Annotated in this window: 8 protein-coding genes; all 8 read left to right on the top strand. The window is 69.5% G+C overall.

The window, feature by feature from the left end:
* Positions 1–121: 121 nt before the first annotated feature.
* The 8 genes from ACT3SZ_RS01760 (at position 122) to acpS (ending at position 16,227) form a co-directional block, all read left to right on the top strand.
* Positions 122–1,090, top strand: coding sequence for an aldo/keto reductase (locus ACT3SZ_RS01760; protein WP_444616195.1), 969 nt, complete (start codon positions 122–124; stop codon positions 1,088–1,090).
* Positions 1,091–1,178: 88 nt separating this feature from the next.
* A complete protein-coding gene (locus ACT3SZ_RS01755) occupies positions 1,179–1,493 on the top strand; it encodes a YbaB/EbfC family nucleoid-associated protein (RefSeq protein ID WP_301441777.1) in 315 nt (104 codons plus the stop codon).
* A gap of 12 nt (positions 1,494–1,505) precedes the next feature.
* Positions 1,506–2,150 carry a recombination mediator RecR gene (gene recR, locus ACT3SZ_RS01750; protein WP_444616193.1) on the top strand — a complete coding sequence of 215 codons (645 nt, stop codon included), beginning with the start codon at positions 1,506–1,508 and terminating at the stop codon, positions 2,148–2,150.
* Between the two features lie 97 nt (positions 2,151–2,247).
* Positions 2,248–2,634 (top strand): DoxX family protein, encoded by a 387-nt coding sequence (locus tag ACT3SZ_RS01745; protein ID WP_301441779.1) that lies wholly within the window; start codon positions 2,248–2,250, stop codon positions 2,632–2,634.
* A 378-nt stretch (positions 2,635–3,012) separates the two neighbouring features.
* A complete protein-coding gene (locus tag ACT3SZ_RS01740; RefSeq protein ID WP_444616192.1) occupies positions 3,013–4,887 on the top strand; it encodes an acetyl/propionyl/methylcrotonyl-CoA carboxylase subunit alpha in 1,875 nt (624 codons plus the stop codon).
* Positions 4,884–6,461, top strand: coding sequence for an acyl-CoA carboxylase subunit beta (locus ACT3SZ_RS01735; protein ID WP_444616190.1), 1,578 nt, complete (start codon positions 4,884–4,886; stop codon positions 6,459–6,461). The genes ACT3SZ_RS01740 and ACT3SZ_RS01735 overlap by 4 nt, the downstream gene beginning before the upstream one ends.
* Before the next feature lie 35 nt (positions 6,462–6,496).
* Entirely contained in the window at positions 6,497–15,766 is a 9,270-nt protein-coding gene (locus ACT3SZ_RS01730) for a fatty acid synthase subunit beta domain-containing protein (RefSeq protein WP_444616188.1), read from the top strand.
* Complete coding sequence (gene acpS / locus ACT3SZ_RS01725) at positions 15,763–16,227, top strand: holo-ACP synthase AcpS (protein WP_444616187.1); 465 nt, start codon at positions 15,763–15,765, stop codon at positions 16,225–16,227. Before ACT3SZ_RS01730 ends, acpS begins: the two co-directional genes overlap by 4 nt.
* Positions 16,228–16,313: the final 86 nt, after the last annotated feature.

Below are 16,313 nucleotides of genomic sequence, written 5' to 3'. Positions count from 1 at the left end.
CAGGGTCACGATCGGAAAATCCAGAGTCGCAATCTCACAGAAGGGTGTTTCCGGGGGTAGTCTGGCGCTCGCTCAATCCCACAAACGTGCAGTTTTACCTGTCCGCGAGAACTGGAGAACGATGAGAAAACTCCACGACGACCCCTCCGAACCCTCCCCCCGCGCAACCCCTGGCATCCCGTCCATCATCGCCGGAATGATGCGGATCGCTGAGAAGAACGACGCCGAGATCCGTGCGCTCTATGACACGGCACGCGCACGCGGCGTCACGTACTTCGACCACGCCGACCTCTACGGCGTCGGCGCGCCCGGCGGCGGCTACCACCGCTGCGAGAGCAGGTTCGCCGATGCGCTGAATCTCAGCGCGTCCGAACGCGATGAGATCGTGCTGCAATCCAAGGTCGGCATCGTCACCGATGGCCCGTACTACGACTCGTCCTACGAGCACATCATCGCCACCGTCGAGGAGTCGCTGACGGCGCTGCGCACCGATCGTCTCGACGTCCTGCTGCTGCACCGCCCGGACGCACTCGTGGAACCAGACGAGGTCGCCCGGGCCTTCGACGAGCTCGAGGCCACGGGCAAGGTGCGCGCCTTCGGGGTCTCGAACCACACGCCCCGGCAGATTGACCTTCTCAAGACTGCGGTCCGGCAGCCGCTGGTCGTCAACCAGCTGCAGTTGTCGATCACCCACGCGCCGATCATCACCCAGGGACTCAACGCCAACATCGTCGGGGAACCCGGTGCGGTGGACGTCGACGGCGGTGGCGTCCTCGACTACTGCCGCCTCCACGGCATCACGGTGCAGGCGTGGTCGCCGTTTCAGAAGGGGACGGAACGCGGGGTGTTCCTCGGCGACCCTGGGTACGCCGAGCTCAACGCCGTGCTCGAGGAGATTGGCGACGCCCACGGCGTCGGCCCCGCAGCGGTCGCGACCGCCTGGATCCTGCGCCACCCCGCGCGCATGCAGGTCGTCCTCGGCTCCACCGATCCGTCCCGCTTCGCCGAGGCGTCCGACGGTGCGAACGTCGAACTCTCCCGCAGCGAGTGGTACCGGCTGCTGCGCGCCGCCGGGCACCGTCTTCCCTGAATCAGTTACAGACGCCGTCAGCAGGTAAACTCTGTCGGGGTAGAAGACCAGAACGATCGACCTGAACCAACAGCGAAGGGAACACACCGTGAGCCAGCCCGACATGAACCAGATCATGGCCCAGGCCCAGCAGATGCAGCAGCAGCTCCAGGAGGCGCAGGCCGAGATCATGGCCTCCACCGTCGAGGGCACCGCCGGCAACGGCCTGGTCAAGGTCGCCCTGCGCGGCTCGGGTGAGGTGGAGAGCCTCTCCATCGACCCGTCCGTGGTGGACCCGGAGGACGTCGAGACCCTCCAGGACCTCGTCATCGGCGCCTACCAGGACGCCGGAGAGAACCTCAAGAACCTCTCCAACGAGAAGATGGGGCCGCTGTCCCAGGGCCTCGACGGCCTCGGCTTCTAGGACGAGTCCACCGTGTTCGAAGGTCCCCTCCAGGACGTGATCGACGAGTTCTCCCGCCTCCCCGGGGTGGGGCCCAAGAGCGCCCAACGCATCGCCTTCCACCTCCTCCAGGCAGAGCCGGAGGAGCTGGACAGGCTCACCGGCGCGCTGTCACGCCTGCAGAACGGCGTGCGCTACTGCCGGATCTGCCACAACGTCTCCTCCGAGGAGGTCTGCCGGATCTGCGCGGACTCCACCCGCGACGCCACCATCGTGTGCGTCGTCGAGGAGTCGAAGGATATCCAGGTCATCGAGCGCACCGGTGAGTACGACGGGCGCTACCACGTCCTCGGCGGTGCCCTGGACCCGCTGAACGGCATCGGTCCGAAGGAACTCAACGTCACCGCGCTGGTGCAACGCATCGGCGGTCGGGTGGATGATGTCGTCGCCGCAGACGGCACGGTGGCGGACGCCCCGGACATTACCGAGGTCATCATCGCCACCGACCCAAACACCGAGGGCGAGGCCACGGCTGCGTACCTGGGCCGCCTGCTCAAGGAGTTCCCCGGGCTGACCGTGTCCCGGTTGGCCTCGGGAATCCCGATGGGCGGGGACCTCGAGTTTGTCGACGAGTTGACGCTCTCGCGCGCCTTCGAGGGGCGCACCGCGATCCGATAATGGCCGCACAAGCCGCATAAGCGGCATTTACCTCACCAGGGTGTCCTAGCCCACGAAAGCGCTGACAGGGGGTCAGCGTGGGCGTAGCGTGAGGGGCATGACCACACGAAACAAGAACCTCGCGAATGCCAGGGCAGCAGTCTGGGCCACCGTCTTCGGCGGAGCCGGGGTGCTGCATTTCGCGCAGCGCCGTTTCTTCGACTCCATCGTCCCGGAGGAACTTCCCGGCGAGCAGAAGTACTGGACGTGGGGGAGCGGGGTCATTGAACTCGCCCTCGCCGCGGCGATCGCGAACCCGTCCACCCGGGCGGCGTCGGCGAAGCCGGCATCGCTGTTCCTGCTCGGGGTGTGGCCCGGCAACATCAAGATGGCGATCGACTGGCAGGCCTCGGACTCCAAGAGCACACTGTTCAAGGCTGGCGCATGGGCTCGCGTTGCAGGTCAGGTGCCGATGATCGTGTCCACAAGCAGGCTCGGGGAGTAAGAAAGCGGCCGCGTACAGGGTTGTTTCTTTGGGGGGATGACAATCTTGTAATCACTATGTCGGTAAAGGTGTCCGCATAGAGTGACGCAAGGCACATGGCGGCGGGGTTGGGCGTCGCCAGGGTGGGGGCGGGGGTAGTTGGCCGAAGGGGTTCCTATGGTCCAGAAAAACACTTGTTGACCTAAGGAAACTCCCTCAATGTTCGCCGTCGCGGGGAGGGGCACGGGGGTGGGGCACATATATGTGCAGAACAGAATGGGTCGGAGCTGTCCGTAGCGGTTCCTAGAGTTCATCCCTATTCACGCGAACCATGCCCGAACTATGTCGGGCATGCGTTGCGATGAGCCCTTCATGAACCAACTCTCCGAAAGGAGCCCGATGCCGACCACCATCCTCGTGGCCAATCGTGGCGAGATCGCCGCACGTGTCGTCCGTACTGCTCGTGACCTGGGACTTCGTTCCGTTGCCGTGTACTCCGACCAGGACATCGACTCGCCTGCAGTCGCCCTGGCCGATGACGCGTACTCGCTGGAGGGCACCACCCTCCAGGAGACCTACCTCGACATCGCCAAGATCATCGACGTCGCACAGCGTTCCGGGGCGGATGCCATCCACCCCGGCTACGGCTTCCTCTCCGAGGTGCCGGACGCAGCCCAGGCCGTCGCGGACGCCGGGCTGATCTGGCTCGGCCCGGCCGCGGACACGATCCGCCAGCTCGGCGACAAGATCAGCGCGCGGCGCACCGCCCTGGCCGCCGGCGTCTCGCCGGTGCCCGGCACCACCGACCCGGTGCAGTCCATGGAGGAGGTCGACGACTTCGTCGCCGCACACGGCTACCCGATCGTCCTCAAGCGCTCCGACGGAGGCGGCGGACGCGGCATCGAGGTCATCCGCACTGATGAGGATCTGAAGACCTTCGCCGCGGGCCACGCGATGGCCGGCGGTGACCTGGACAAGTTCTTCATGGAGCGTTTCATCGTCTCCGGCCGTCACATCGAGACCCAGTGCATGCGCGACTCCCACGGCAACTTCGCCGTGGTCACCACGCGCGACTGCTCGGTGCAGCGCCGCCACCAGAAGGTCATCGAGGAGGCCCCGGCACCGTTCCTGCCCGAGGGCGCCGACGAGACCCTGCAGAAGTGGTCCAAGGCCCTGTTCGACCACACCGACTACGTGGGTCTGGGCACCTGCGAGTTCATGCTCACCGAGGAGGGTGAACTCTTCTTCCTGGAGGTCAACCCGCGCCTGCAGGTCGAGCACACCGTCTCCGAGGAGGTCACCGGGCTCGACCTCGTGGAGGCGCAGTTCACCATCGCCGACGGCGGCAACATCCCCGAGGTTCCCGAGATCCGCGGCCACTCCATCGAGCTGCGTCTGACCTCCGAGGACCCGGCCAAGGACCTCACCCCGACCGCGGGCAAGATCAAGGAACTCGAGTGGCCGGCCGGCCACGGGGTGCGCATCGAGACCGGTGTGCGTCTCGGCGACAAGGTCTCCCCGGAGTTCGATTCGATGATCGCCAAGCTCATCGTCACTGGTCCGGACCGTCCCCGCGCGATCGCCCGGGCACGCCGCGCCCTCGGCGAGCTGTCCATCAAGGGCATCGCCACCTCCACCCCGGTGCTGGACCTGATCATGGCTCACCCGGACTTCGACGCCACCAACGACCACGGCGACCTGCGGGTGCGTACCCGCTGGCTGGAGACGACCTTCCTGCCGGCCGTGGACATGGAGAACCTCGGTTCCGACTCCGACGGGGACGACGACGAGGGCAGCATCGCCGCTGCACTGCGCACCTTCACCGCGCAGATCGACGGCCGTCGCCACCGCATCACCCTGCCCGACGGGCTGGCGAACCTCGGTTCGATGATGCAGAGCGGGCTCGGCAACCTGGGCGAGATGGGCCAGGAGATCGGCTCTCGTGTCCGACGCAGCCAGCCGCGTCGCGGTTCCCGGCGTCGTGGCGGCGAGGCCGCCGCAGGTGCCGCCCCGGTCGGCGAGTCGCTGACCGCCGAGGGCGCACTGAAGTCGCCGATGCAGGCCATCGTCGTGCGCATGGGCACCGAGCCCGGTGCGACCGTCGGTGAGGGTGACGTGGTCATCGTCCTGGAGGCGATGAAGATGGAGAAGTACATCCACGCCCCGGCCGGGGGAACCATCGAGTCCATCGACGTCGCAGTCGGCCAGAACGTCAACGCCGGCGACACGCTGCTGCACATCAACGCCGAGAGCACCGAGGAGGCCGCAGAATGACCGCCGCCGAGAAGACCGACAAGACCGCCAAGATCGAGAAGATCGCCGCGAAGGCCTCCGTCGACTACGACGCACTCGCCGCCGCCGCGGACGAGAAGGCCCAGAAGTTCCAGCACGGCAAGGGCAAGTACACCGCGCGTGAGCGCATCGCGATGCTCTGCGACGAGGGCTCCTTCGTGGAGTACGGCCGTTTCTTCGGCGGCGACCCCGCCGAGGGCTTCCTCGGTTCCGCCGTGGCCACCGGCTTCGGCACCATCGACGGACGCACCGTCGCCATCTACGCCCAGGACTTCTCCATCCGCGGCGGCACCCTCGGCAAGGTCGAGGGCCAGAAGATCACGGACATCATCGACCGTGCGATCGCCGAGCGGGTTCCCTGCTTCGGCCTGCTGGACTCCGGCGGAGCCCGGATCCAGGAGGGCGTCGCCGCCCTGTCGTGGTACGGCCGTATCTTCCGCAAGTCCTGCGAGGCCTCCGGGTTCATCCCGCAGATCTCCCTGATCCTCGGCCCGTGTGCCGGCGGTGCGGTGTACTCCCCGGCGCTCACGGATTTCGTGATCATGCCGCGCGAGAACTCGCACATGTTCGTCACCGGCCCGGACGTGGTCAAGGCCGTGACCGGCGAGCAGATCAGCCTGGACGACCTGGGCGGCGCGGAGATGCACAACAGCGTCTCCGGTGTGGCCCACTACCTCGCCGAGGACGAGGAGGACGCGATCGACTACGCCCGCGCCCTGCTCAACTACCTGCCGCAGAACTGCAACGACGAGACCCCGTCCTACGACTACGTCCCCACCAAGGAGGACATCGAGGCCTCCCGCGGTGTCGGCGACATCGTCCCGGCGGACAACCGTATGCCCTACGACGTCGTCGAGGTCATCGAGTCCCTCGTCGATCACGGTGAGTTCGTGGAGGTCCAGGAGCACTGGGCCCGCTCGATCGTCATCGGTTTCGCCTGCATCGAGGGCAAGCCGGTCGGCATCGTCGCCGACCAGCCCATGCACAACGCCGGCACGCTGGACGTCGAGGCGTCGGAGAAGACCGCCCGTTTCGTGCGCTGCTGCGACGCCTTCGGCCTCCCGGTCGTCACCCTGGTCGACGTGCCCGGCTACCTGCCCGGTGCCGAGCAGGAGCGCGCCGGCATCATCCGCCGTGGCGCGAAGGTCATCTACGCCTACGGCAACTGCACCGTCCCGGTGGTCACCATGATCACCCGCAAGTCCTACGGCGGCGCCTACATCGTGATGGGCTCCAAGGGCATCGGCGCGGACTTCGCCTTCGCATGGCCGGACGCCGAGATCGCCGTGATGGGTGCCGAGGGTGCCGTGCAGATCCTGCGTCGCCGCGACATCGCCGCGGTTCCCGACGAGGAGAAGGCCGACTACACCAAGCAGTTGGCCGACGAGTACCAGGCGGAGAACATCAACCCGAACTTCTCCGTCGAGACCGGTGAGATCGACCGCATCGTCGTCCCCGCGGACACCCGCGACACCCTGGCCTCCGCGCTGCGTTCCCTGCGCACCAAGGATCGCGATCGCCGCCACTTCAAGTTCCACTCCAACGGGCCCCTGTGACCCCTGCAGAGAACCGTCGGACAACTAAGGACATCATGACTGACTCTTCCTCCAGCTTCCTCTCCCGTCTGAACGGCGGCGACGAGAAGACCACCCTGCTCTTCGGCGGTCAGGCCACCCCCTGGCGTCCCGCCTGCGCGCAGCTCGCCGAGGACCCCACGCTGGCCGGCGAGATCCGCGGGCTGATCACCGCGTCGGACGACCTGCTCGCCCCGGTCGCCGCCGAGCTCACCGCCGCCACGGCCGGCGCCCTGACGCTGGAGCGTCTCGCCGGTAACGCGGCCACCTCCGCTGGCCCCGTCTCCGCCGCGCTGTCGGTGCCTGGCATCACCGCCGTGCAGTACGCGCAGCTCTCCGCGCTCAAGGGTGCCGGCTTCGACGCCGTCGCCGCTGTCGCCGACGGTCGCGCCACCGCCCTGGGCCACTCCCAGGGCGTGCTGGGTGCCGCCTTCGTCGCCGAGGACGGCCCGTCGGACGCCGAGGTCTTCGCCGTTGCCAGGCTGATCGGTGCCGCCGCAGCGCGCACCACCCGCTCCGCCGGTTTCGCCGTCGGCGAGCACACCCCGATGCTCTCCGTGCGTGGCCTGGAGAGCACCCACCTCGACGCCGTCATCGCCGACGCCGGCGTGGACGTCGAGGTCGCCATCCACAACGGCCGTCGCCGCTTCATCCTTTCTGGCACCCCGGAGGACCTGGGTGTCGTCGAGCAGACCGTGCTGCAGCTCGGCGAGAAGGATGCCGCCGAGCTCACCGCGAAGACCCGCGGCGGTGCCCCGCTGTCCCCGCAGACCGAGTACCTCGAAGTCACCGTGCCCTTCCACCACAGCTCCATGGAGCCCGCGGTGGAGCAGGTCGTCGCCTGGGCAGGACGTTGCGGCCTCGCCGCGGACGCTGCGGAGCGCTTCGCCCGCGCCGTGCTGACCGACCACGTCGACTGGGTCGACCAGGTCGCCGCCGCCCGTGACGGTGGCTCCGCGTGGTTCCTGGACGTCGGCCCCGGTGTCGTCGCCTCCAAGATCTCCGCCGAGGTCATCGAGGGCTCCGGCGCCGGCATCGTCGCCGCCGGCAGCCTCGACGACGTCGACGCGCTCGCCGCACCGGGCCCGGACCCGGAGCGCACCGTCGACTGGTCGTCCTACGCTCCGCGCCTGCTCGACCTGCCCACCGGACAGGTCGTGGAGACCGCGTTCTCCCGCCTGACCGGCCGTTCCCCGGTGCTGCTCGCCGGCATGACGCCGACCACCGTGGACCCCGAGATCGTCGCCGCCGCCGCCAACGCCGGCTACTGGGCCGAGATGGCCGGTGGTGGACAGGTCACCGCCGAGGTCTTCGACGCCAACCTCACCAAGCTCAAGGGACTGCTCGAGCCGGGCCGTGCCGTGCAGTTCAACGCCATGTTCATGGACCGCTACCTGTGGAACCTCCACTTCGGCGGCCAGCGCGTGGTCTCCAAGGCCCGCGAGTCCGGCGCACCGCTGGACGGCGTGGTCATCTCCGCCGGCATCCCCGAGCCCGATGAGGCACCCGAGGTCATCGGAGCGCTGCGTCAGTCCGGTTTCTCGCACATCGCGCTGAAGCCCGGCACCGTCAACCAGATCCGCGCCGGCCTGGGCATCGCCCGCCAGATCGAGGACACCGGCACCAGCATCATCCTGCAGGTCGAGGACGGCCACGCCGGTGGCCACCACTCCTGGGAGAACCTCGACGACCTGCTCACCGCCACCTACGCGGAGATCCGTCGTCAGAAGAACGTGGTGCTCTGCGTCGGCGGCGGCATCGGCACGCCCGAGCGCTCCGCCGACTACCTCTCCGGTGACTGGTCGGTGGCCCTCGGCCTGCCGTCCATGCCGGTCGACGGCGTGCTCGTCGGCACCGCGGCGATGACCGCCAAGGAGGCCAAGACCACCGACGAGATCAAGCAGCTGCTCGTCGACACCCCCGGTGTCGCCGATGCGTCCGGCGCGGCCTTCACCGCCCCCAACGGCGGCTGGATCGCCCCCGGCAACTCCGCCGGTGGCGCGACCTCGGGTCTGTCGCACCTGCGTGCCGACATCCACGAGATCGACAACTCCGCCGCCAAGTGCATGCGCCTGATCCAGGAGGTCGGTGGCTCGCTTGAGGCCGTCAACGCCCGCCGCGACGAGATCATCGAAGCGATGGACAAGACCGCCAAGCCCTACTTCGGTGAGCTGGAGGAGATGACCTACGCACAGGTCGTCCGCCGCTTCGCCGAGCTGAGCTTCCCGTGGGTCGACCCGTCCTGGCTGCAGCGCTTCCAGGAACTCCTGCAGCGCGTCGAGGCCCGCCTGACCAGCGCCGAGCACGGCCCGGTGGAGACCCTGTTCCCCACGGTGGAGTCCGCCGAGGATCCCACCGCCGCGGTGGAGACCCTCGTGGCCGCCTACCCGTCCGCCGAGGTCGACACCCTGACCCCGCTGGACACCGCCTGGTTCATCGCCCTGTGCCGCAAGTACCCCAAGCCCATGGGCTTCGTGCCCGCCATCGACGAGGATCTCCTCGCCTGGTGGGGCAAGGACTGCCTCTGGCAGGCCCAGGACGACCGCTACTCCGCTGACCAGGTGCGCATCATCCCGGGACCGGTCTCGGTCTCCGGCATCACCACCGTCGACGAGCCCGTCGCCGACCTCCTCGGACGTTTCGAGGAGGCCTGCCGCGCCCGCATCGCCGACACCGAGCCGGTCACCGCGTGGTCGCGCACCGAGGACGCAGTGGACGTGGAGTCCCTGCTCAAGGCCGTGCCCTACATCTCCTGGACCGGCCACCTGATGGACAACCCGGCCCACGTCATCGACGAGGACCGCTACGACCTGGTGGTCACCAACGACGGCTCCGACGGCAACCCCGTCACCGTCACCATCGACCTGCACCTGGACACCTTCTGGGACGACACCGCCGCCGGTTCCGGCGACGCGCAGGTCCACGCCGTGCGCAGCCTGCCCGTCCCGCTGATCCTGGACACCACCAGCATCACCGGCGGCATGCCCGTCGTCGACGAGGACCGTCTGCCCGACACCATGTACGGGCTGCTCGCCGGTACCGCCGGTGTGGGTAACACCGCCGTCACCGGCGATGAGATCAGCGCGATGCCGACCAAGGTCGCCGGTTCCACCACCGACGAGACTCCCTTCGGCACGTTCAGCTACGACTTCACCCTCACCGGCTCCCTGGGCTCCGAGCACGCCGGCGTGACCGGCGACGACCTCGGCGACCTCTCCGCGGTCGGTGGCGGCGCTACCCGCGCCTCCATCGTGCCGGACGCCCTGCTCGGCACCTGCTGGCCGGCGATCTACGCGGCACTGGGTTCGGCCACGGTCAACGAGTACCCCGTCATCGAGGGCCTGCTCAACGCCGTGCACCTGGACCACACCGTGGCCCTGGAGGTCTCCGCCGGGGAGCTCGCCGCCCGCGCCCCGCTGACCGTCACCGTGTCCAGCTGGGCCGCCGGCATCGAGGAGTCGTCCTCCGGACGCGTCGTCACCGTGCACCACCACATGCACGACGCCGAGGGCGTCCTGCTGGGACGCCAGACCGAGCGCTTCGCCATCCGTGGCCGTGCCTTCGGTACCACCCCGCCGGCCGAGCCGGCGGCCGCCGGCGGCACCGGCGCGGAGGTCACCGACACCCCGCGCTCCACGCTGCTGCGCACCCGCGTCAACGCCCCGGCGGAGATGACCCCCTTCGCATGGGTCTCCGGTGACTTCAACCCGATCCACACCAGCCACGTCGCCGCCCGCGTCGCCGGGCTGCAGGCACCGCTGGTGCACGGCATGTGGCTCTCGGCCACCGCCCAGCACGCGGCGTCCGCCGCCGGCTCCGGCCACCGCATCCTCGGCTGGACGTACCGCATGTTCGGCCTCGTCCAGCTCGGTGACCCGGTGGACATCCAGGTCGAGCGCACCGGACGCGTCGCCGGCGGCGGACTGCTGCTGGAGGTGACCTGCCGGATCAACGACGAGCTCGTGTCCCAGGGCACCGCCGTCACCGCCGCCCCGTCCACCGCGTACGTGTACCCCGGCCAGGGCATCCAGTCCAAGGGCATGGGCCTGGACGAGCGCGCCGCCTCGAAGGCGACCGCGGAGGTCTGGGAGCGCGCCGACGCGCACACCCGCGCCACCCTGGACTTCTCCATCCTCACCGTGGTGCGCGACAACCCCACGTCGCTGACCGCCAACGGTGTGACCTACCAGCACCCGGACGGCGTGCTGTACCTGACCCAGTTCACCCAGGTTGCCCTGGCGACCCTGGCGCTGGCACAGACCGCACGCCTGCGTGAAGCGGACGCCCTGGTTGCCGACGCCTACTACGCCGGCCACTCGCTCGGCGAGTACACCGCCCTGTCGGCGTACGCCGGAACCATCGAGCAGGAGACCGTGCTGGAGGTCGTGTTCCACCGCGGCTCCACCATGCACCACCTCATCCCGCGCGATGAGAACGGCCGCTCGAACTACCGGATGGGTGCTCTGCGTCCCAACCAGTTCGGCGTCGACGACGACCACGTCGTGGAGTACGTCGAGTCCGTGGCGACGAAGTCCGGTGAGTTCCTGGAGATCGTGAACTTCAACCTCGCCGGCGAGCAGTACTCCGTCGCCGGCACCGTTGCCGGCCTGGACGCCCTGCAGAAGGACGCCGCCGAGCGCACCGCCGCCGCCGGCGGCAAGGGCTCGTTCATGATGGTCCCGGGCATCGACGTGCCCTTCCACTCGCGCGTGCTGCACCCCGGTGTGCCCGACTTCCGCGAGAAGCTCGACGACCTCCTGCCCGCGACCATCGACCATGAGGTCCTGGTGGGACGCTACATCCCGAACCTCGTGGCCCGCCCGTTCGAGCTGACCCGTGAGTTCGTGCAGTCCATCCTGGACGTGGTCCCCGCCGAGCCGGCTCAGGCCGTGCTCGATAACTGGGACGCCCGTACCAAGGACGAGGCAGGACGCGCCGAGGTGGCGCGCACCCTGTTCATCGAGCTGCTGTGCTGGCAGTTCGCCTCCCCGGTGCGCTGGATCGAGACCCAGGACCTGCTCCTGGCCACCGACCGCCTGGACATCGACGAGCTCGTCGAGGTCGGCCTCGGTGCCGCCCCGACGCTGGCGAACCTGGCGACCAAGACGCTGCGCCTGCCGCGCTTCACCGGCGCCGACGTCGCCGTGCGCAACGTGCAGCGCGATGAGAAGGCCGTCTACCACGAGGACGTCCAGACCATCGAGGCTCCCGCCGCGCCGGCGGCTGACGAGGCTCCCGCAGAGCAGGACGCCGTGGCCACCGGTGACGTCGTCGCCGAGGCGCGTCCCGACGCGTCCGCACCGTCCCCCGCCGTCGACGAGGGCTACGCCACCCCGGAGCCCCCGGCACCGGCCGGCTCCGTCGAGCGTCCCGCGGACCTGCCCTACAAGGCGTCCGATGCGATCAAGACGCTGCTGGCCTACGCCAACAAGCTGCGTCCGGAGCAGATCGGTGGTGCCGACACCACCGGTACGCTGACCAACGGCGTGTCCTCGCGGCTCAACCAGCTGCTCATGGACATCTCCGCGGAGCTGGGCCTGTCCAGCGTCGAGGGTGCCGCCGAGGCCGACGTGACCACGCTGTCCGCCACCGTGGACGCCGCGGCGCACAACTACTCCGCATTCGGCCCGGTGCTCAGCGAGGCCGTCAAGGACCGGCTGCGCAAGCTCTTCGGTGCCGCGGGTGCGAAGGCCACCGCCATCGCCGACCGCGTCACCGGCACCTGGGAGCTCGGACCGGGCTGGGTCGACCACGCCACCGCGCAGATCCTGCTCGGTTCGCGTGAGGGCGCCTCCGCCCGCGGTGGCGACCTGTCGTCCCTGCCGACCTCGGCGACGTCGATGACCGACGTCAACGCCATCGTCGACGAGGCCGTCACCCAGGTCGGTACCGCCCACGGCATCCCCGTGGCCAAGCCCAGCGCCGGCGGCTCCGGCGGCGGCACGGTGGACTCCGCCGCGCTCGACGCCTTCGCCCAGGAGGTCACCGGCGACGAGGGTGTGCTGGCCAACCTGGCCCGCCACATCCTGCACGACCTTGACCTCGACGTGCCCGCCTCCTCGTCCTTCGGCGACCCCGAGGCCGATGAGACCGCAGCGGTGCTGCAGGCCGTCAGCGAGGAGCTCGGTGCCACCTGGCCCAAGCAGGTCGCGCCCGTCTTCGACGAGCGTCGCGCCATCCTCATCGACGACCGGTGGGCCACCGCCCGCGAGGACATCTCCCGTCTGGCCGAGGGCGGCGAGATCGCCGATACCGCCACCTTCCGAGGCACCGGCGAGACCGTGGCCAAGCACGCCGACTGGTGGGCCGACCACGTCTCCGACGCACAGCTGGCGTCCCGTTTCACCAGCATCGCCGCCGAGGCGCGCGACGAGGAGACCACCGGCGACTTCGCCGGACAGGTCGCCGTCGTCACCGGCGTGACCCCGGCGTCCATCACCGGTGGAGTGGTCGGCGACCTGCTCTCGCAGGGCGCCACCGTGGTGATCTCCGCGTCGCGCATCAGCCCGGCCCGCCTGGAGTTCATCAAGAAGCTCTACCGCGAGCACGCCTGTGCCGGTGCGCAGATCTGGCTGGTCCCGGCGAACCTGTCGAGCTACCGCGACATCGACGCCCTGGTCGAGTGGATCGGCAATGAGCAGACCGAGACCGTGGGCTCCGAGAAGAAGCTGGTCAAGCCGGCTCTCGTCCCGGACCTCTTCCTGCCCTTCGCCGCACCCACGGTGTCCGGCACGGTCGAGGATGCCGGCGGAAACGCCGAAACCCAGGCCCGCCTGCTGCTGTGGAGCGTGGAGCGGTCCTTCACCGCCCTGTCCCGCATCGGCCACGAGGCGAACCTGGCTCACCGTCTGCACGTCGTCCTGCCGGGTTCCCCGAACCGCGGAACCTTCGGCGGCGACGGTGCCTACGGCGAGACCAAGGCCGCCTTCGACGCGATCAGCAACAAGTGGTCCAATGAGCCGTGGGGCGGGCGCGTCACCATCGCGCACCCGCGCATCGGCTGGGTCGCCGGCACCGGTCTGATGGGCGGCAACGACCCGCTCGTCGACGCCGCCGTCGAGGCCGGGGTCCGCGTGTGGACGCCGTCCGACATCGCCGGCGAGCTCGTTCGCCTGTGCTCCTCGGAGATCCGCGCCGCCGCGTCCATCGGACCGGTCGACGCCGACCTGACCGGTGGGCTCGACAAGATCAACCTCACCGAACTGCGCGAGCAGGCCATCGCCGACGGTGCCTTCGACACCGTCGCCGCTGGTGCGGACGCCGAGGCCACCCAGGCCCCGGTCACCGTCAACGCGCTGCCGTCGCCGGTGCGCGCCGCTCAGCCCGTCGCCGTCGAGGGCGACGCGGCCTGGGGCGAGGTCAGCGCCGACCTGGACGACATGGTTGTCGTCGTGGGTCTCGGCGAGGTCAGCGCCTGGGGCTCCGGACGTACCCGCTTCGAGGCGGAGTACGGCGTGCAGGCCGACGGGTCCGTGGACCTCACCGCTGCCGGCGTGCTTGAGCTCGCCTGGATGACGGGCCTTCTGACCTGGAAGGACACCCCGGTCGCCGGCTGGTACGACGCCAAGGGCGAGATCGTGCCCGAGGAGGAGATCTTCCCGCGCTACCGCGACGAGGTCGCCGCCCGCGCCGGTGTGCGCACCTTCGTCGACGACGTCGCACTCGAGGACGTGCACACCCCGCAGGCCGCGGAGATCTTCCTCGACCGCGAGGTCACCTTCTCGGTGGACTCCGCCGAGGCCGCCCAGACCTTCGTCGAGGCCGACCCGGACTTCACCCGGGCAACCGTGGACGAGGGGACCGGCGAGTGGTCCATCACCCGACTGCCCGGTGCCCGTGCGCGCGTGCCGCGCCGTGCCACCCTGGCACGCAAGGTCGGCGGCCAGTTCCCGACGGACTTCGACCCCACCCGCTGGGGCGTGCCGGCCTCGATGGTCGAGGCCATCGACCGGATCGCCGTGTGGAACCTCGTGGCCACCGTGGACGCCTACCTCTCCGCCGGCTTCACCCCGGCAGAGATCCTGCAGGCCGTGCACCCCTCGGACGTGGCGATGACCCAGGGCACCGGCTTCGGCGGCATGACGTCGATGCGCAAGCTCTTCGTCGACCGCTTCCTGGAGGAGGACATCCCGTCCGACATCCTGCAGGAGACGCTGCCCAACGTCGTGGCCGCGCACACCATGCAGGCCTACGTCGGCGGCTACGGTGCGATGATCCACCCGGTCGGCGCCTGCGCCACCGCCGCGGTCTCCGTGGAGGAGGGCGTCGACAAGATCAAGCTCGGCAAGGCCGACTTCGTGGTCGCCGGTGCCACCGATGACATGTCGGTGGAGTCCATCAGCGGGTTCGCCTCGATGAACGCCACCGCCAACTCGGACGCCATGGCCGCCAAGGGCCTCAACGAGCGCTTCTACTCCCGGGCCAACGACCGCCGTCGCGGCGGCTTCGTTGAGGCCCAGGGTGGCGGCACGATCCTGCTGACCCGCGGTTCCGTCGCGGCGAAGCTGGGTCTGCCGGTGCAGTCCGTGGTCGGCTACGCGGCGTCCTTCGCCGATGGCGCGCACACCTCCATCCCCGCTCCGGGTATGGGCGCGCTGGCGGCCGGACGCGGCGGGCAGGGCTCGAAGCTGTCGAAGGAGCTCGCCAAGCTCGGCGTCTCCGCCGACGACATCTCGGTGGTCTCCAAGCACGACACGTCCACCAACGCCAACGACCCGAACGAGTCGCGCCTGCACACTCGCCTGGCCGCGGCGATGGGCCGTACCGAGGGCAACCCGATGTACGTCGTCTCGCAGAAGACGCTCACCGGACACGCCAAGGGTGGTGCCGCTGTCTTCCAGACCGCCGGCCTGGGCGATATGTTCCGCACCTCGCGCATCCCGGCGAACCGTTCGCTGGACTGCGTGGACCCGGAGATGGCCTCCGCGCCGAACCTGGTCTGGCTGCGTGAGCCGATGCAGCTCAACCGCACGGTCCGCGCCGGTCTGCTGACCTCGCTGGGCTTCGGTCACGTGTCCGCGCTGATGGCACTGGTGCACCCGGAGGCCTTCCGTATCGCCGTGGCCAACCAGCTCGGGGAGGACGCAGCGACGGCGTGGGTGGAGACCGCTTCCGCCCGCCTGCGCGCCGGCGTGCGTCGCCGCGAGGCCGGCATGCTCGGCCACCGCGCCCTGTTCGAGGAGATCGGGCACCGTCGCTTCGCCGAGGACGTCGACATCGACGCCGCCGAGCCGGCGATGCTGCTCGACCCGCAGGCCCGTGCCGGTGAGGACGGTCTGCTGCGGTGACCGGTTCCTCCTTCGTGATCGGTGTCGGCATCGACGTGGTCGACATCCCGTCGTTCGCCGAGCAGCTCGATCTGCCGGGGTCGCGGTTCGCCGCGTCCTTCACCGGTGCCGAGCGTCGTGCCTGTGCCCGTCTCGCCGAGACGAGCGGGAATGAGGCGCAGCACCTGGCGGCCCGGTGGGCGGCGAAGGAGGCGTTCTACAAGGCGTGGACTGCCGCCGAGGCCGGCGACGAGATCCCCGGTGCCAAGATGGACTGGTCACGGATCGAGGTGGTCAAGGACCGCTGGGGTCGGCCGTTTATTCGGCTGCATGATCCGCTGGACTCCGTGGTCACCGGTGCGCTGACCCGCCACTTCGGTGGTGGGGACCCGGATAACGGGCATGCCGTCTGGCACCTGAGCCTCTCGCACGACGGCCCGGTGGCCCAGGCCTTCGTGGTCGGGGAGTGGCGGCGCATGTAGCTGCCGTGGTTCCCCGGGCAGCCTTGGTTCCCCGGCAGTGAGCGAGCAACCCCGCAGGTTGGTGTAACCGACCTGCGGGGTTGCTG

Origin of the sequence: Corynebacterium sp. AOP40-9SA-29 (assembly GCF_052377405.1) — a bacterium.
Taxonomy (GTDB): Bacteria; Actinomycetota; Actinomycetes; order Mycobacteriales; family Mycobacteriaceae; genus Corynebacterium.
Note: the sequence above shows the minus strand (reverse complement) of the source record. Positions and strands in the feature narration are given on the sequence as shown.